The organism is Mesorhizobium sp. 113-3-3, from assembly GCF_016756495.1.
In the GTDB taxonomy this organism is placed as follows: Bacteria; Pseudomonadota; Alphaproteobacteria; order Rhizobiales; family Rhizobiaceae; genus Mesorhizobium.
This window is the reverse complement of record NZ_AP023243.1, coordinates 1100981-1118752: the sequence shown is the minus strand read 5'-3', so window position 1 is coordinate 1118752 and position 17772 is coordinate 1100981. Positions and strand designations below refer to the sequence as shown.

At 63.5% G+C, this 17772-nt stretch carries 18 protein-coding genes; 2 read left to right on the top strand and 16 right to left on the bottom strand.

Annotated features, from left to right (window positions below; all coding sequences use genetic code 11):
* Nucleotides 1–15: 15 nt before the first annotated feature.
* Nucleotides 16–1086 (top strand): TraB/GumN family protein, encoded by a 1071-nt coding sequence (locus JG746_RS05260; protein WP_202357204.1) that lies wholly within the window; start codon nucleotides 16–18, stop codon nucleotides 1084–1086.
* 3 nt (nucleotides 1087–1089) lie between these two features.
* Here the strand turns inward: JG746_RS05260 and JG746_RS05255 are convergent, their stop codons facing one another.
* The 14 genes from JG746_RS05255 to mdh form a co-directional block, all read right to left on the bottom strand.
* Nucleotides 1090–1566, bottom strand: coding sequence for a DUF2867 domain-containing protein (locus JG746_RS05255; RefSeq protein ID WP_202357203.1), 477 nt, complete (start codon nucleotides 1564–1566; stop codon nucleotides 1090–1092).
* An 868-nt stretch (nucleotides 1567–2434) separates the two neighbouring features.
* The gene (gene lpdA, locus JG746_RS05250; RefSeq protein ID WP_202357202.1) at nucleotides 2435–3841 is read right to left on the bottom strand and encodes a dihydrolipoyl dehydrogenase; all 1407 of its coding nucleotides are present in this window, start codon (nucleotides 3839–3841) and stop codon (nucleotides 2435–2437) included.
* Between the two features lie 24 nt (nucleotides 3842–3865).
* Complete coding sequence (locus JG746_RS05245; RefSeq protein ID WP_202357201.1) at nucleotides 3866–4621, bottom strand: SDR family oxidoreductase; 756 nt, start codon at nucleotides 4619–4621, stop codon at nucleotides 3866–3868.
* Entirely contained in the window at nucleotides 4618–5115 is a 498-nt protein-coding gene (locus JG746_RS05240; protein ID WP_244730675.1) for a hypothetical protein, read from the bottom strand. Before JG746_RS05240 ends, JG746_RS05245 begins: the two co-directional genes overlap by 4 nt.
* Before the next feature lie 21 nt (nucleotides 5116–5136).
* On the bottom strand, nucleotides 5137–5895 hold the full coding sequence (locus JG746_RS05235) for a DUF4241 domain-containing protein (RefSeq protein WP_096451685.1): 759 nt from the start codon (nucleotides 5893–5895) through the stop codon (nucleotides 5137–5139).
* A gap of 16 nt (nucleotides 5896–5911) precedes the next feature.
* Nucleotides 5912–7189 (bottom strand): 2-oxoglutarate dehydrogenase complex dihydrolipoyllysine-residue succinyltransferase, encoded by a 1278-nt coding sequence (odhB, locus tag JG746_RS05230; RefSeq protein WP_202357200.1) that lies wholly within the window; start codon nucleotides 7187–7189, stop codon nucleotides 5912–5914.
* A 42-nt stretch (nucleotides 7190–7231) separates the two neighbouring features.
* On the bottom strand, nucleotides 7232–10219 hold the full coding sequence (locus JG746_RS05225) for a 2-oxoglutarate dehydrogenase E1 component (protein WP_202357199.1): 2988 nt from the start codon (nucleotides 10217–10219) through the stop codon (nucleotides 7232–7234).
* A gap of 148 nt (nucleotides 10220–10367) precedes the next feature.
* The gene (sucD, locus tag JG746_RS05220; RefSeq protein WP_202357198.1) at nucleotides 10368–11270 is read right to left on the bottom strand and encodes a succinate--CoA ligase subunit alpha; all 903 of its coding nucleotides are present in this window, start codon (nucleotides 11268–11270) and stop codon (nucleotides 10368–10370) included.
* A 27-nt stretch (nucleotides 11271–11297) separates the two neighbouring features.
* Complete coding sequence (locus tag JG746_RS05215; protein ID WP_202357197.1) at nucleotides 11298–11714, bottom strand: PIN domain-containing protein; 417 nt, start codon at nucleotides 11712–11714, stop codon at nucleotides 11298–11300.
* On the bottom strand, nucleotides 11641–11946 hold the full coding sequence (locus JG746_RS05210; protein WP_202357196.1) for a hypothetical protein: 306 nt from the start codon (nucleotides 11944–11946) through the stop codon (nucleotides 11641–11643). Before JG746_RS05210 ends, JG746_RS05215 begins: the two co-directional genes overlap by 74 nt.
* Before the next feature lie 83 nt (nucleotides 11947–12029).
* The gene (locus tag JG746_RS05205) at nucleotides 12030–12527 is read right to left on the bottom strand and encodes a DUF1579 family protein (RefSeq protein WP_202357195.1); all 498 of its coding nucleotides are present in this window, start codon (nucleotides 12525–12527) and stop codon (nucleotides 12030–12032) included.
* Nucleotides 12528–12530: 3 nt separating this feature from the next.
* A complete protein-coding gene (locus JG746_RS05200) occupies nucleotides 12531–12902 on the bottom strand; it encodes a cupin domain-containing protein (protein WP_202357194.1) in 372 nt (123 codons plus the stop codon).
* A 4-nt stretch (nucleotides 12903–12906) separates the two neighbouring features.
* The gene (gene sucC / locus JG746_RS05195) at nucleotides 12907–14100 is read right to left on the bottom strand and encodes an ADP-forming succinate--CoA ligase subunit beta (RefSeq protein ID WP_202357193.1); all 1194 of its coding nucleotides are present in this window, start codon (nucleotides 14098–14100) and stop codon (nucleotides 12907–12909) included.
* 50 nt (nucleotides 14101–14150) lie between these two features.
* Nucleotides 14151–15119 carry a malate dehydrogenase gene (mdh, locus tag JG746_RS05190; RefSeq protein ID WP_056574603.1) on the bottom strand — a complete coding sequence of 323 codons (969 nt, stop codon included), beginning with the start codon at nucleotides 15117–15119 and terminating at the stop codon, nucleotides 14151–14153.
* 234 nt (nucleotides 15120–15353) lie between these two features.
* On the opposite strand from mdh, the gene JG746_RS05185 reads away from it, so the two are divergent.
* Complete coding sequence (locus tag JG746_RS05185) at nucleotides 15354–15782, top strand: GNAT family N-acetyltransferase (RefSeq protein ID WP_202357192.1); 429 nt, start codon at nucleotides 15354–15356, stop codon at nucleotides 15780–15782.
* A 37-nt stretch (nucleotides 15783–15819) separates the two neighbouring features.
* Here JG746_RS05185 and zapE read toward each other — a convergent pair whose 3' ends face one another.
* Entirely contained in the window at nucleotides 15820–17037 is a 1218-nt protein-coding gene (gene zapE / locus JG746_RS05180; protein ID WP_202357191.1) for a cell division protein ZapE, read from the bottom strand.
* A 77-nt stretch (nucleotides 17038–17114) separates the two neighbouring features.
* Entirely contained in the window at nucleotides 17115–17654 is a 540-nt protein-coding gene (locus JG746_RS05175) for a protease inhibitor Inh/omp19 family protein (protein ID WP_202357190.1), read from the bottom strand.
* Between the last annotated feature and the right edge of the window lie 118 nt (nucleotides 17655–17772).

Below are 17772 nucleotides of genomic sequence, written 5' to 3'. Positions count from 1 at the left end.
CCTAGGAATGGGATCATGAAACGCATAATTGCCATCGCCGACCGCGCTGCTTCCGTCTCTCTGAAGCTGCTTGTCGCGCTCAACGTGCTGTTTTTCCTGTCCTTCCTCGCCGTGCTGCTGTTCGCGGCCGGCAGGGCGCATGCGGAAGTCCCGACCTGCAGCGGCGCCGACATGCTGTCGGCCCTGCAGAAGAGCAGCCCTGCCACCTACAGCAAGATCGAGGCGGAAGCCGCCGCCACGCTGAATGGCAGGGGCCTGCTGTGGAAGCTGGAGAAGCCAGGCGAACAGCCCTCCTATTTGTTCGGCACCATGCACATGACCGACTCGCGCGTCACCACGCTGCCTCCGGAAGCACAGAAGGCTTTTGACGCCGCCGGCACCCTCATCATCGAAACCACCGACGTGCTCGACAAGCAGAAGATGATGTCAGCGATGCTGAAGGAGCCGGACCTGATGATGTTCACCGACTCCACGACGCTGTCGTCCTTGCTGAAACCGGACGAAGCGGCGGCGATGAATGCAGCGCTCGACGCGCGCGGCATTCCGCCGGCGAGCGTCGCCAAGATGAAGCCGTGGATGCTGTCCGCGATGATGGCGCTTCCGGCGTGCGAGCTTGCCCGCCAGTCCGGCGGCGCGCCGGTGCTAGACGTCAAGCTGGCCGAGAGCGCCAAGGCGGCCGGCAAGCCGGTGGAAGGATTGGAAACGGCCGAGAGCCAGCTGCGCGCCATGGCCTCGCTGCCGCTCGCCTTCCACATGAAGGGCCTGGTCGACACGCTGAAGCTCGGCGACAAGGTCAACGACATCAACGAGACCATGATCGTGCTCTACCAGCGCGGCGACACCGGCATGTTCTGGCCGCTGTTCCGCGCCGCCATGCCCGAAGAGCAGAACGACGCCTCGGGCTATGCCGCCTTCGAGGAAACCATGATCACCAGCCGCAACAAGGTGATGGTCGATCACGCCGGGCCGATCCTGGCCAGGGGCAATGTCTTCATGGCGGTGGGCGCGCTGCATCTTCCAGGCCCCGAGGGACTGGTCGAGGATTTCCGCAAAGCTGGCTATACTGTCACGGCAGTGGGGCTTTGACCCCTATTTGATCAAGACCTGAGCCAGCATCGCCGGAACGATGATGCGGTGAAACGGCATGATGATGGCGAGATAGGTCCGCCCAAACAGATTGTGCGTCTTCACGATTGTCGATGCGGCCACCTCCTGCCGGCCCGCGCCGAGGTCGTTCACCTCCACCAGGAGGCGGAAATCGAGGTGCCGGTCGTTCAGCCCAAGGACGACCCTGCCGGGCGCCTGGCTGATGAGCGGAAACATGCCGACCTTGCTTTCCGGCGGCGCGTCGGGGTCAGCCCCGCCTTTCAGCCCAAATGGCCTGACGGCAAGGTTGCGCAGCGCCGTAAGCCGGCCGACCCATCGCGGTGTTCGCGCCAGGGCGCGTTCGGCCGCGCCCATGGCGGTCAATGCAAGACCATCGGTTGTCAGCACGTACCGGTCGGCGAACTGAGCGCCGGCAAGAACGCTTTCGGGATCGGGAAAGGTTTGTGCAGTGGGCGTCATATCGGCAAATCCCTCGCAACCAACGATAGCATCGGTTGGTTTGGCTCGCTGCGTGGCGAAACGCCGCCGGCCCGGAGAGGACTGGTCGAGGATTTCCGCAAAGCCGGCTATACTGTCACCGCCGTCAATTGAGTCGGATGGCGGTGAGGGGCCCAAACGCCGCGTTTTCGGCGCTTTCCTTCCCTAGCGTGAAACCCATTCAACGGTTGCGCGTTGATGGCTGTTGATTGATCATTTTCATCCACGGAGGACACTTTTATGGCGAATCCATCGAACGACACTCCCAGGCCAAGCGGCGGGGGCGGCAGCCCCTGGCTGATTGCGCTGGTCGTCGTTATCCTGGCGATTGTCGCGTATTATGTTTTCGGCAGAAGCGGCGAGCATCCGGCACCCGCCGAACCGCCAGCGGCCAGCACACCGGCCCCGGCGCCTGCGCCCGCTCCGGCACCCGAGCCAGCACCGGCTCCTGCGCCAGCTCCGGCCCCTGCGCCAGCACCCGCGCCTGCTCCGGCACCAGCGCCTGCTCCCGCTCCGGCGCCTGCACCGGCCAACTGATCGGCCCGGCACCAGATACCAACGGCCCGCTGAAAGGCGGGCCGTTTTGTTTTGAGGCGATAGCGCCTGAAAGGCCTTTCCAGAAACTCGCTCCGGTGAGTCAGCTGGTGTGATTTGCGAGAACCGGAGCGCAGCGGACATTCAGGTCCGTGAGCAGCGCATGACCCCGAAAATCGGTCCGATTTTCGGAAAGGATCATGCGCCAGTCAAAAGTGTCACAGCGTCCTTTGCGCGTCCAAGAGGGCGCGCGGCGCTGTGAGAAGCGCAGAAACCCGCACCAGATGGCCGCCGGAGTAGAGTTTATGAAAGGCCTTTAGATATGGATCGGCTTGAAGAAAGTGGCCAGCGCCGCTTCCTTCACCGCTTCCGACATCGTCGGATGCGCGTGGCAGGTGCGGGCGAGGTCTTCCGACGAGCCGCCGAACTCCATCAGCACGGCCGCCTCGTGGATCATCTCGCCGGCGCCGAAGCCGACAATGTGCACGCCGAGCACGCGGTCGCTGGCCTTGTCGGCGAGGATCTTCACGAAACCGTCCGTGTGCAGCATGGCGCGGGCGCGGCCATTGGCGCTGAACGGGAATTTTCCGATCCTGTAGTCGATGCCGGCCTTCTTCAGCTCTTCCTCGGTCTTGCCGACCGAGGCGATTTCCGGGCTGGTGTAGACGACGCTCGGGATAACCTCGTAATTCACATGGCCGGCCTGACCGGCGATGGTTTCGGCCACCGCCACGCCCTCGTCCTCGGCCTTGTGCGCCAGCATCGGCCCGGCGATGACATCGCCGATGGCATAGATGCCGGGGACGTTGGTGCGCAGGTGTCCGTCGGTCTTGACCCGGCCGCGCTCATCGACCTCGACGCCGGCTTCTTTCAGCCCGAGACTGTCGGCATAGGCGCGGCGGCCGGTGGCGATCAGCACGACATCGGCGGCGATGGTCTCGGCGGCGCCACCCTTCACCGGCTCGAAGGTGACGGTGGCACCCTTCTTGGCCTTGGCGACACCGGTGACCTTGGCGCCGAGCTTGAACTCGAAGCCTTGCTTGGAGAGCAGCCGCTGGAATTGCTTGGAGACCTCGCCGTCCATGCCGCCGAGGATCGTGTCGAGGAACTCGACGACGGTGACCTTGGCGCCGAGCCGCGCCCAGACCGAGCCGAGCTCGAGCCCGATGACGCCGCCGCCGACCACCACCAGATGGCCGGGAACCTTGTCCAGCGACAGCGCGCCCGTCGACGACACGATGATATTCTCGTCGATATCGACCTTGACCCCGGGAATGCCGGCGACATCCGAACCGGTGGCGATGACGATATTTTTCGTCTCGATCTCCTCAACCTTGCCGTCCTCGGAGGTGACCGAGACCTTGCCCGCCGCGACCACCTTGCCGGTGCCGCGGAAGGAGTCGATCTTGTTCTTCTTGAACAGGAAGGCGACGCCGTTGACGTTGGACGCCACCGTCGCATCCTTGTGCGCCATCATCTTCTTCAGATTGTGCTTGGGCGCCGGTATCTCGATACCCAGCGTGTCGAAGGAATGGCCGGCCTCGGCGAACATTTCCGAGGCATGGAGCAGCGCCTTCGACGGGATGCAGCCGATGTTGAGGCAGGTGCCGCCGAAGGTAGCGTTCTTCTCGACCACCGCCACCTTCAGCCCAAGCTGTGCCGCCTTGATGGCGCAGACATAGCCGCCGGGTCCAGATCCGATGATAACGACGTCATAAGCCATGATACTTCCCTTCTTGATTGGGTCTCAGCGGCCGCCGCTGACATTCAGGATCGCGCCGGTCGTATAGGACGCGGCGTCGGATAAAAGATAGAGGACCGCGTTTGCGACTTCATCTGATGTGCCGGCTCTTTTCATCGGCAGCGAGTCCTGGATCAGCGCCACCCGGTCCGGCTGCCCGCCGGAGGCATGGATGTCGGTGTCGATGATGCCGGGCCGCACCGCGTTGACGCGGATGCCTTCCAGCGCCACCTCGCGGGCGAGCCCGACGGTGAACGTGTCGATGGCGCCCTTGGAGGCGGCATAGTCGACATAATTGTCCGGCGCGCCGAGCACCGCGGCCGCCGATGAGATGTTGACGATCGATCCGCCCTTGCCGCCGTGTCGCGTCGACATGCGCTTGACCGCTTCGCGGGCGCACAGGATGGAACCGACGACATTGATGCGCATCATGCGCTCCAGCCGTGCCGCGCTCATTTCGTCGACGCGCGCCTTGACGTCAACGATGCCGGCATTGTTGACGAAGGCGTCGAGCCGGCCATAGGCGCGGTCGACGGCCTCGAAGATGGAGAGGATATCGGCCTCGCTGCCGACATCGCCCTTGACCGCGAAAGCATCGCCGCCGGCAGCCTTGATCTCGCCGACCAGCGCGTCGGCGGCAGCCTTGTTGGAGGCATAGTTGACCGCCACGCGATAGCCCGCCTTGGACCCCTGCCGGCAGACCGCGGCGCCAATGCCGCGACTGCCGCCGGTGACCAACAGCACCTTTTGCGTCTCGCTCATTCCTGGCATCCCTTCAGCGTAAACACATCCGACGGCACTTTTGAGAATCCGCTGCCACCATAGGCCAGCGAATGCCGCAATGACGGCCCAAGATCGGGAAAGATCAGTGTCTTCGGCGCATCGACACCTTCGGCCGGCAACAGCCCAATCGCGCCCTTTTCATCCGACGTATAGATCACACCGTTCCACAGCGTGCAGGCGGCAAGTTCGCCGCCGGTGACGTCGCCCTCGGGGCATTTGTACATCAAGGAACCGTTCGGCCGCGCTTCACCCGAGCTCCACATCACAATGCCGTTCAGCACCACATTGTTGTCGAGGATCATGCGGTAACTGTTGGTGACAACAGCTGAGGTCCCGGTCGGCGTAAAGTCGATCTCGCTGCCACTCTGCGCGTCACCATAGACGGCGAGTTCGATCGGGCAGGCGGCATAAGCGGCAGAGTTGGTAAACAAGATCGCCAGCAATCCAGCGAGACATCGGATGGTGGGCGACATTGCGCTTTGCATCGCGGTGCCCTACTGGCTCTCGCGGCCATCGGCGTTTTCCAGAACGCCAAAATCGGTCATCAGCAGCAGCGGCTCGCCGGCCGCGTCCAGCCCCCAGAACGATGGATAGAATCCGTCACCCCAGCCGCTCCAGAACATGGCGATGTTGAGCGGGTTGCCGGCAACCGGATGATGCATGACGAACCTGTCCTGGTTGGGCGCGAATTCGGCCGCCAGCACGTCGTCATAGTAATTCTGCTCGGCCTTGAGCTTGTCCTGCTCACCCGACATCAGCGCCATCGCCGTTTTGTCCATGAACGAGCCAAGGCCGGCATCGACGGGATAGCCGAAGATCTCGTCGCCCTTCAAGGTCGACGCATCCTGGCCGGGCACTGTCGCCAGTTCCCAGCGAACCGGCGTGCCGGGCTTGAAGCGCAGCACCGAAATCGCGACGCGGCCCTGGGCTTCCAGCAGCGAAACCGGGTAGCGCCCCGGTTTGACCCTACGGCTCAAGGCCGGCATCTCGGTATCGCTGATCAGAGGATCGCACGCGATGATTTCACCGGTCGGCAATTCGAGTTCGCCGATCGGAGTGACGGTGATCTTCCGCTCTTCCAGTTGAGCATCGCTCAAAGCGAAAATGCCAAGATTGCTGCTCGCCTGCGAAGGGTCCCATTGGGCTGCCGTCGCCAGCGACGGAACGACGGCGGCGGCCAGGCCAATAGACCGCAGGACGCCACCGGCTCGCCGGCCCAGGCTGTAACCGAACCGCTCCAGCCAGCCGCTCATCGGGGGTCAGCCTTGCTCACAGATCAAGCACCAGCCGTTCCGGATCCTCAAGGCTCTCCTTGACGCGCACCAGGAAGGTCACGGCTTCCTTGCCGTCTACGATGCGGTGGTCGTAGCTCAGCGCCAGATACATCATCGGCCGGATCACGATCTGGCCGCCGACCACCACAGGCCGGTCCTGGATCTTGTGCATGCCCAGAATGCCGGACTGCGGCGCGTTGAGGATCGGCGTCGACATCAGGGAGCCGTAGACGCCGCCATTGGAGATCGTGAACGTACCGCCCTGCATGTCGGCGACCGACAGCTTGCCGTCGCGCGCGGCGATGCCCAGCCGGCCGATCTCCTTCTCGATCTCGGCGATCGACATCTGGTCGGCGTCGCGCACGACAGGCACGACAAGCCCCTTCTCGGTGCCGACGGCGACGCCGACATGGGCGAAGTTCTTGTAGATGATGTCGGTGCCGTCGATCTCCGCATTGACCGCCGGGATTTCCTTCAGCGCGTGGGTGACGGCCTTGGTGAAGAAGCCCATGAAGCCGAGCTTCACGCCGTGCTTCTTCTCGAACACGTCCTTGTATTTGGTCCTGAGCGCCATCACCGCAGACATGTCGACCTCGTTGAAGGTGGTGAGCATGGCGGCGGTCGACTGCGCTTCCTTCAGCCGGCGCGCGATGGTCTGGCGCAATTTGGTCATGCGCACGCGCTCTTCGCGCGAGGCATCGTCGCCGGAGGACGGCGCGCGAACGGCAATCGGTGCCGGCGCTGCCTTCGGCGTCTCGGCCGGCTGCGACGGCGCGCCCTTGGAGATGGCGTCGAGCACGTCGCCCTTCAGCACCTGGCCGCGCTTGCCCGAACCGGAAAGCTGGTCGACCGACAGATTGTTCTCGGCGATCAGTTTCGCCGCGGCCGGCGCCGGCGGCATGCTGCGCGGCTCGACCGCGCCGGCATCGCCGGCGATCTTGGCGGTCTCGGCCGCGGCCTGCTTGCTGGTCGACGCCGCATCCGGCGAGGAGGCCTGCGACACCGCCTGCGGCTTGGTCACTGGGGCAGCAGCGCCACCAGCCGAAATCGAGCCCAGCAGCGCGCCGACACCGACCGTCTCGCCTTCCTTGGCGACGATTTCGCCCAGCGTGCCGGCGGCGGCGGCCGGAACCTCTATCGTCACCTTGTCGGTTTCGAGTTCGACCAGCGGCTCGTCGACGGCAATGGCATCGCCGACCTTCTTGAACCATTTGCCGATGGTCGCCTCGGTGACGGATTCGCCGAGAGTGGGAACGCGGATTTCGGTAGCCATTGTGCCTGTCCGTTCTTGTCGGTTCTGTTCTATTCGCCTGCTTTATTCGCCGAGCGCGTCTTCGAGCAAGGCGGCGAGCTGGGCAAGGTGCTTGGACATCAATCCGGTCGCCGGCGACGCGGCCGCCGGCCGGCCGGTGTAGCGCACCCGCTGATGCTTGGCGTCGATATGGGCCAGCACCCATTCCAGATACGGGTCGATGAATGACCAGGCGCCCATGTTCTTGGGCTCCTCCTGGCACCACACCATCTCGGCGTTGCGGAAACGCGACAATTCGGTGATCAGCGCCTTGGCCGGGAACGGATAGAGCTGTTCGACGCGCAAGAGATAGATGTCGTTGATGCCGCGCTTCTCGCGCTCCTCGTAGAGGTCGTAATAGACCTTGCCCGAGCACAGCACGACGCGGCGGATCTTCGAATCCTTGGTGAGCTTGATCGGCTGGTTGGGCAACAGCTGGGCATCGTCCCACAACAGCCGGTGGAACGAGCTTTCGCCCGAGATTTCCGGCAGCGTCGACACCGCCCGCTTGTGGCGCAGCAGCGACTTCGGCGTCATCAGGATCAGCGGCTTGCGGAAGTCGCGCTTCAGCTGCCGGCGCAGGATGTGGAAGTAGTTGGCCGGCGTGGTGCAGTTGGCCACCTGCATATTGTCTTCGGCGCAAAGCTGCAGGAAGCGCTCCAGCCTGGCCGAGGAATGTTCCGGACCCTGGCCTTCATAGCCATGCGGCAAGAGACAAACGAGACCCGACATTCTGAGCCACTTGCGTTCGCCCGACGAGATGAACTGGTCGAACACCACCTGGGCGCCGTTGGCGAAGTCGCCGAACTGCGCTTCCCATAGTGTCAGCGCCTTCGGCTCGGCCAGGCTGTAGCCATATTCGAAGCCCAGCACCGCCTCTTCCGACAGCATCGAGTTGATGACTTCGTAGCCGGCCTGTGCCGCCGACAGATTGTTGAGCGGGATGTAGCGGGTTTCGTCGCGCTGGTCGTAGAGCACGGAATGGCGCTGCGAGAAGGTGCCGCGTTCGGAATCCTGACCAGACAGGCGGATCGGGTTGCCATCGAGCAGGATGGCGCCGAAAGCCAGCGCCTCGGCCGTCGACCAGTCGATGCCTTCACCGGATTCGATGGCTTCGCGGCGGTTTTCGAGGAAGCGGATGATCGTCTTGTGCGCCTCGAAACCCTTCGGCACCTCGGTCAGCTTCTTGCCGATTTCCTTCAGCGTCTTGACCGGCACGGCGGTCTTGCCACGGCGCTGTTCGTCCTGGTTGTCGGCCGTGCGCAGGCCCGACCACGCGCCATCCAGCCAGTCGGCCTTGTTGGGCTTGTAGTGCTGGCCGACTTCCCACTCCGATTCCAGATGCGCGCGCCAGTCGGCCTTCATCTGGTCGAGCTCGGCCTGGGTGATATGGCCCTCGGCGATCAGCCGGTCGCCATAGATCTGCACCGTCGTCTTGTGGGTACGAATGTTGCGGTACATGATCGGCTGGGTGAAGGCTGGCTCGTCGCCTTCATTGTGGCCGAAGCGGCGGTAGCAGAACATGTCCACGACCACCGGCTTGTGGAACTTCATGCGGAATTCGATCGCCACCTTGGTGGCGTGCACCACGGCTTCCGGGTCGTCGCCATTGACGTGGAAGATCGGCGCCTCGATCATCTTGGCGACGTCGGACGGATAGGGCGACGAGCGCGAGAAGCGCGGATTGGTGGTGAAGCCGATCTGGTTGTTGATGATGAAATGCAGCGTGCCGGCGACGCGGTGGCCGCGCAGGCCCGACAGGCCGAGGATTTCGGCGATCACGCCCTGGCCGGCGAAGGCGGCGTCGCCATGCAACAGAAGCGGCAGCACCTTGGCGCGCTCCTCCAGCGGCACGATTTCCTCGCGGCCGCGGCCGAACAGATAATCCTGCTTGGCGCGCGCCTTGCCCATGACAACGGGATCGACGATTTCCAGGTGCGAGGGGTTGGCGGTCAGCGACAGATGCACCTTGTTGCCGTCGAACTCGCGGTCCGACGACGCGCCGAGATGGTACTTCACGTCGCCCGAGCCCTCGACCTCGTCGGGGGCGGCCGAGCCGCCCTTGAACTCGTGGAAGATGGCGCGGTGCGGCTTGGCCATCACCTGGGAAAGCACGTTGAGGCGGCCGCGATGGGCCATGCCAAGCACGATCTCCTTCATGCCGAGCTGGCCGCCGCGCTTGACGATCTGCTCCAGCGCCGGGATCAGCGCCTCGCCGCCGTCGAGGCCGAAGCGCTTGGTGCCCTTGTACTTGACGTCGATGAACTGCTCGAAGCCTTCGGCCTCGACCAGCTTCTGCAGGATCGCCTTCTTGCCGGTGGTGGTGAAGGAGATTTCCTTGTCGGCGCCTTCGATGCGCGCCTGGATCCAGGCCTTCTCCTCGGGATCGGAGATGTGCATGAACTCAACGCCGAGCGTCGAGCAATAGGTGCGGGTGAGGATCTCCAGCATCTGCCGGATGGTGCCGAATTCCAGCCCCAGCACATTGTCGAGGAAGATCGGCCGGTCGTAATCGGCTGCGGTGAAGCCGTAATTCTCCGGCGACAGTTCGTTATAGTCTTCGAGCGGCTTGGCGATGCCGAGCGGATCGAGATTGGCGTGCAGATGGCCACGCATGCGATAGGCGCGGATCATCATGATGGCGCGCACGGAATCGCGCGTCGCCTGGTGCACGTCGGCATCGGAGAGCACGACGCCGTTGGTGACCGCCTTGTCCTTGACCTTCTTTTCCAGGTGCTTCTCGACGATGCCCCAATTGCCGTCGAGCGCCGACACCAGTTCGCCATTGGCCTGCAGCGGCCAGGAAGGCCTGGCCCAGGAAGCGCCCTTGGCATTCCTGCGCACATCGCCGGCATCGTCCTTCAGCCCGGCGAAGAACTCCTGCCATTCAGGATTGACCGAGGCCGGATCGTCCTCATAGGCGGCATAGAGCGCGTCGATGTAATCGGCGTTGCCGCCATAGAGGAAAGAGGTGAGCGAAAATTGGTCGTTGGCCTGATCTTGTCTTGCCATTTTTTGCCTGCGGAGCCTGGCTCCGTCTCCTTGCGTTTGGAGGGGAGTAGGGCAGTAAGGCAATAGGGCAGTAGGAAAGTGGCGTTGCCGCCGCTCGTCCCGTTCTTCCTATTCCCCTACTGCCATACTGCCCTACTCCCTTACTGTCTTAACCCTTGATCGCCTCGACCAAGGTCGTGCCCAGCCGTGCCGGCGAGGGCGATACTTTTATTCCGGCCGATTCCATCGCCGCGATCTTGTCCTCGGCGCCGCCTTTGCCGCCGGAGATGACCGCGCCGGCATGGCCCATGGTGCGGCCGACCGGCGCCGTGCGCCCGGCGATGAAGCCGGCCATCGGCTTCTTGCGGCCACGCTTGGCTTCGTCCTTGAGGAACTGCGCGGCGTCTTCCTCGGCCGAACCGCCGATCTCGCCGATCATGATGATCGACTTGGTCTCGTCGTCGGCGAGGAACATCTCGAGCACGTCGATGAACTCGGTGCCCTTGACCGGATCGCCACCGATGCCGACGGCTGTGGTCTGCCCGAGGCCGACATTGGTGGTCTGGAACACAGCCTCATAGGTAAGTGTTCCCGAGCGCGAAACAACGCCGACCGAGCCCTTGCGGAAGATGTTTCCGGGCATGATGCCGATCTTGCATTCGTCGGGCGTGAGCACGCCTGGGCAGTTCGGGCCGATCAGCCGCGAAGTCGAGCGGTCGAGCCGCGCCTTGACCTTGACCATGTCCATCACCGGAATGCCTTCGGTGATGCAGATGATCAGCGGGATTTCCGCCTCGATCGCTTCCAGGATCGCTTCGGCGGCACCCGCCGGCGGCACATAGACGACGGACGCGTTGGCGCCGGTCTTCTCCTTGCCTTCGGCGACGGTGGCGAAGATCGGCAAGCTCTCGCCCTTCGACCCGGTCCACGTCTCGCCGCCCTTCTTGGGATGGATGCCGCCCACCATCTTGGTGCCGTGATAGGCCAGCGCCTGTTCGGTGTGGAACGTGCCGGTCTTGCCGGTCAGGCCCTGCACCAGCACCTTGGTGTTCTTGTCGACGAGAATGGACATGGGTGATTACGCCTCTGGATTCAGCGATTACAAGAAAGGATTGACGGCTCGGACCGAGCCATAAACCTGGTTGTGGTTGAGATCTTCGGTGTAGAAAATCGGCGCGCCGAGATATTCAGCCGCGGCAAGAAGCGCGGCGTCGTAATAGTGAATTTCGTAACGGCGCGCGAGGTCGAGTCCCGAGCGAACATAGCTTTCATCGACAGGCACCAACGGACAGGTCCCGAGGAGGACCAGCCATTGGTCGAGCAGATCGTCCCCCAGAAGGGATTTCCCACGCGCCACCGCGGCGAATTCGGCCAAAGTCTGCCCCGACACGCCGAAGACAGTGCTCGACACCAGATCCCCGGCGATTGGAGCGCGGCGTGGGTCACGATTCTTCTCCGAAGCCGCGTAGATCAGGACGTTCGTGTCGAGAAAGCAGTCGATCTTGCCGGTCGGCATAGGCGTCCCTTCGATCCCACTTGTAAGGGGTGTCGGCGCTATCGCTCCGTTTCGCGGCCTCGTCCATGAGCCGCCTCATTCCTGCTTTGGCCCAGGCAATCCGGTCTTCCTGCTCCACTTCATGGGCAAGCAGTGAACGAATGAGGGCGTTAAGGGTCGTCTTGCGGCGCCCGGCAAGGCCTCGCGCCTGTTCGAGCAGAGCTTCGTCCATGGCCAGGGTGACATTCTTCATCGCGCGTCTCCACATAAACACACAGCCATAATATGTGTGATTATGTGTAATCCTTCAACCGTCTTGCCCACGATCTCCATCGCTCAGCCTTCCCCGAACTCAGAGGGCGGGACGCGCCGATAGACGCCGCTCACCATGTCTTGCCAGCCATCGCTGCCAACGGGTCGGAATTGCAACCGCATACGATAGCTGTCGCTGCCGTCGAAATCGTAGGTCACGCGTGCGGCCCCGCGCGGTGATGAGCGCAGCAGCGTCAGCGTGGTGTCGTCCCATGTGCCCGTGGCAGGCGAGGCCGGCACGAAGCCCATCGAATCGAACTGATGCATGGTGACGAGGCTGTTTTGCTGGTCGAAGCCGAACACGCTGTGCGCGCCGAAGGAAATCGTGCCGTCGCGGCGCTGGCGATAGCGCTGCACCACGAACAGGCCGCCGAACTGTGCCTCTGCCAGCACTTCGGAAGTCGCCGAGCCGCCATCGGCCCATTGTGTGTCCGCCACCTCTTCCTCGCCGCGCCACGCGCCGACCAACACCTGCAAGCGCTGGTGATCGGCCGAAAGCGAAGAAAAGGATGCAGCGTTCATGGGTCAGAGCCGCTTCAGATCGGTGACGGTGAGATCGCTCTTGGCGTTGCCGGTGTTGAGCGTCGTCGCCGGCTCGAACATCAGCACCACGGGTTCTGATGTCAGCGAACGCGGCCGGTGCTCGACACCGCGCGGCACGACGATGAAATCGCCCTCGCCAAGCTCGACCGGACCGTCGCGGAAATCGATGGCGATGCGCCCGCGCAGCACCAGGAACGCCTCGTCCTCATTGTCATGAGCGTGCCAGTCGAAAGCCTCGCCGAACTTGGCGACCTTCGCCTGGCTGTCATTGACGTCGCCGGCGATATGCGGATCGAAGACCTTCTCGATCTTCTGATCCGCCGCCTCGACGAGGTTTATCTTGCGCGGAGGCACAGGCTCAGCCCTTCACCGCCGCCACGATCTTCTTGGCTGCGTCGTCCAGATCATCGGCCGACACCACGTTCAGGCCGCTGTCGTTGATGATCTTCTTGCCGAGCTCGGCATTGGTGCCTTCCAGGCGCACCACCAGCGGCACCTTGAGCCCGACTTCCTTGACCGCGGCGATCACGCCCTCGGCGATGATGTCGCACTTCATGATGCCGCCGAAGATGTTGATCAGTATGCCTTTGACCGCAGGGTCCTTGGTGATGATCTTGAACGCCGCCGTCACTTTTTCCTTGGACGCGCCGCCGCCGACATCGAGGAAGTTGGCGGGCTCGGCACCATAGAGCTTGATGATGTCCATCGTTGCCATGGCAAGGCCGGCGCCGTTGACCATGCAGCCGATATTGCCGTCGAGCGCGACATAGGCGAGGTCGTATTTCGACGCCTCGATTTCCTTCTCGTCCTCTTCGGTGGTGTCGCGCAGTTCGAGCACGTCGGGGTGGCGGAACAGCGCGTTGTTGTCGAACGACACTTTGGCGTCGAGCACGCGCAGCCGGCCGTTCTTCATGACGATCAGCGGGTTGACCTCGAGCAGGCTCATGTCCTTCTCGACGAAGGCCTTATAGAGGATCGGGAACAGCGTGCCGCCATCCTTGGCGGCGTCGCCGTCGAGCTTCAACGCGCTGTTGAGTGCCTTGACGTCATCCGCCGTCACACCCTTTTCCGGATCGATGGCGACGGTGATGATCTTTTCCGGCGTGTCGTGGGCGACCGCCTCGATATCCATGCCGCCTTCGGTCGAGACGACGAAGGCAATGCGGCCGACCGAACGGTCGACCAGGATCGACAGATAAAGCTCGCGCTCGATGTCGGCGCCGTCCTCGATATAGAGGCGGTTGACCTGCTTGCCGGCCGGGCCGGTCTGTTTGGTCACCAGCGTGTGGCCGAGCATCTCGTTGGCGTTGGCGACGACGTCGGCGACCGACTTGGCCAGCCGCACGCCGCCCTTGGCGTCGGGCGACAGTTCCTTGAACTTGCCCTTGCCGCGGCCGCCGGCATGGATCTGGCTCTTCACCACATAGAGCGGGCCGGGCAGCGCTCGTGCCGCGGCTTCGGCCTCGCTTGCCTTGAACACCGGCACGCCTTCGGCCACCGGCGCGCCAAAGCTCTTCAGCAGCGCCTTGCCTTGATATTCATGGATGTTCATCGGGAACGATCTCCAGGTCTTTTTTGCCGGGGTGGACGTTTTGGCGGGGTTTACTTCGAGGCGAGCTGCGGCGCGATCTTGACGCAGGCCTCGGTCAGGCCCTGCACCGTCGCCACCGAGCTTTCGAACATCTTCTGCTCGGCCTTGTTGAGGTCGATCTCGATGATGCGCTCGACGCCGCCGGCGCCGATCACCACGGGAACGCCGACATAGGTGCCCTTGACGCCATACTGGCCGGAGAGGTGCGCGGCGCAAGGCAGCACGCGCTTCTTGTCCTTGAGATAGGCTTCGGCCATCTGGATCGCCGAGGCCGCCGGCGCGTAGTAGGCCGAGCCGGTCTTGAGCAGGCCGACGATCTCGGCGCCGCCGTCACGGGTGCGCTGCACGATCTGGTCGAGCTTCTCCTTCGAGGTCCAGCCCATCTTGACGAGGTCGGGCAGCGGAATGCCCGACACCGTCGAATAGCGGATCATCGGCACCATGGAATCGCCGTGGCCGCCGAGCACGAAGGCGGTGACGTCCTCGACCGACACCTTGAATTCCTCGGCCAGGAAGTAGCGGAAGCGCGCGCTGTCGAGCACGCCGGCCATGCCGACCACATGGGTCTTGGGCAGGCCGGAAAACTTCTGCAGCGCCCACACCATGGCGTCGAGCGGGTTGGTGATGCAGATGACGAAGGCCTTCGGCGCGTACTTCTTCAGGCCGGCTCCGACCTGCTCCATGACCTTGAGGTTGATGCCGAGCAGGTCGTCGCGGCTCATGCCCGGCTTGCGCGGCACGCCGGCGGTGACGATGCAGACGTCAGCACCCTCGATACCGGCATAGTCGTTGACGCCGGTCAGTCGGGAGTCGAAACCATCGACCGGCGACGACTGCGCGATATCGAGCCCCTTGCCTTGCGGAATACCCTCGGCAATATCGAACAGAACCACGTCGCCGAGGTCCTTGAGGCCGATCATGTGGGCCAGCGTGCCGCCGATCATGCCCGAGCCGATAAGCGCTATCTTGTTGCGTGCCATGTGAGGATGTTTTCCCTTTGTCTGTGACTGCGCCCAAATCTTTGACGACTTGATGACGGCGTCGAGGAAGAGGCCGGAATGCCGAGGAAACCCGCGAGATTTCGCCGCACCCAATAGCCCCGGTGCAAGATAAATTCAAACGATTATTTTGGAGTGAGCATTTTCAATCGGTTAGATGGATTGGGATTTACGTAAACGTCAAAGTTTGTAAGCCGACTTGGGAGAATTTACACAATGAAGATGGAGATCGTAAGGCTTGAGGCCGGTGATGACGCCCTTGTGATGCGGGTTGCCGAGGATGTGTTCGACGAGCCGGTCAGGCCGGACCGGTTGTCGGCCTATCTCGGCCAACCCGGCCATTTCATGGTCGTCGCGCTCGCCGATGGCGTGGTCGTCGGTCAATGTGCCGCCGTCATCCACCGCCATCCCGACAAGGTCAGCGAACTCTATATCGACGAGGTCGGCGTATCGCCCGCCTTCCAGCGCCAGGGCATCGCACGCGAAATGCTCGACGCGATGTTCGCGATCGGCAGGGAGAATGGCTGCGAGGAAGCCTGGGTCGGCACCGAACCCGACAACCTCCCGGCCCGTGCACTCTACGAGTCGGGCAAGGAGCCGCATGGAGAAGCCGAGGGTTTCGTCATGTATGCCTACAGGCTCTAGCGGCCAGGGTCCTCTTTTTGCCCTGCGTCTCCGCTGCTTAGGGCGACGAAGGCAGGGCCTGAGCCCGCGGCGCCTCGGCCGGCGGCGCCTTTTCTTTCCGCCGCTCCGCCCAGTCCTCCAGCCAGTCGCGGCTCTGCATCTCGATCAGGCGTGAGGCCGTGCGTTCGAACTCGAACACTTCGACGCCGCGCTTGGCCACATAGAGCTCTTGCGGCGCCGCCTCGGCGCTCACCACCAGCCGCACGTGATGATCGTAAAGCGTGTCGATCAACAGGATGAAGCGCTTGGCCTCGTTGCGCTTGCCTTCGCCCAGCACCGGCACATGGTCGATGAAAACGGTCGAGAAGCGCCCGGCGATGGCCAGGAAATCGCGCGCGCCGAGTGGTTTTTCGCAGAGATCGGCGAAGGAAAACCGCGCCGCGTCTCCCGCAGCGGCCGGCACCACCACCTGCCGGCCCTTCAGCGTCAGCGAGGTCGCTTCTGTCGGCGCGCCGCGCGTCATCGTCCGCCAGGCCTCGTCGAGCAATTTGTCGGCCGCTTCATCGGCCGGCGTGACATAGACCGGCGTGCGGGCGAGCTTTTCCAGCCGGTAATCCTTGTCGCTGTCGAGCGACAGCACCTGCGCGTGCCGCTCCAGAATGCCGATGAACGGCAGGAAGAGCTGGCGGTTGAGCCCATCGCGGTAGAGATTTTCCGGCGCCACGTTCGAGGTGGCGATCAACACCACGCCATTGGCGAACAGCGCCGAAAACAGCCTGGACAGGATCATCGCGTCGGCAATGTCGGTGACCGAGAATTCGTCGAAGCACAGCACCCAGGCCTGCTCGGCCAGGGCTTTTGCCACCGGCGGGATCGGGTCGTCTTCCCTCACATCGCCGTTCTTGCGCGCCTGCCGGTGCTTCTGGATGCGGTCCTGCACGTCGGCCATGAAGTCGTTGAAATGCACGCGGCGCTTGCGCCGGACCGGCAGCAGCTCGAAGAACATGTCCATCAGCATGGTCTTGCCGCGGCCGACACCGCCATGGATGTAGAGGCCCTTGACGATGTCCCGCGTCTCGCGCTTGCGGGCGAACAGCCAGCCCAGCGCACTTGATTTGTGCGCCAGCCGCTTTGCCGAGATTTCCGATGTCAGCCGGTCGAGTGCCGCGGCGATGCGTTCCTGCGCCGGATCGCGTTCGATCGCGCCGGTCTCCACCAGATGGTCGTAGCGCTGCCTGACGGTCGCATGGGTCTGGAGGCCGTCACGCAGATGCATCGGTCACGTCGTTTGTTCTATGCATGTCGCCGTCCCAAAGGGGGACCTTCTGGACGATATGCATTGAGAAGTCGGGCCTACCTTGTAAGCGAGATCGGCTGCCCGTTGGAAGTCTGGCCGTCGAATTTCGAGCCGCCCGAGGAATAGAGCCGCGCCAGCGAGCCGCCATTCTCATCGTAAAGCGTCAGCTGCTTGCCGGCGACGTTCCACGACTTGATGCCGTCGATCGGCGCGGGGCAATGCAGCGGCCCGGCGCGGAAGCCGGCGCCGAACTTGGTCTGCGGCGTCGCGATCTTGCAGCTCTGGCCGGACACGCTGGCGTTCCAGACGCCGGCGACGCTTGCCGCGCTGAGATCCGAAGCTCCGGCGGGCGCTTGGCCGTCGGGCGGCAAGGATGCAACCTGCGTGTTCGCCGGCGCGGTTGGGAACTTCGACGGGTCGGTGGCGCCCGGCGAAGCCGGTGGCGGCAGCTGGTTGGCGGTCACCTGGCCAGCCGGCGCCGGCTGCAGCGGCGCCGGCTGCTGGTCGTCCATAGACGAGAAGCGTGAGGTTGAGCAGCCGCTCGCAACGAGCGCCGCCAGCGATACGGCCACCAGACCGCTTTTCGAAAAATTCATTACAACCTCCGTCGGATCCGGCTGGGGGGAATGCCGTCCGCGCAATATCACCCTCCACCAAGATGGAGAAGGTGGCGAAATTTCAACCCGATATGGTTAAAATAGGGTTTGCGGCAAG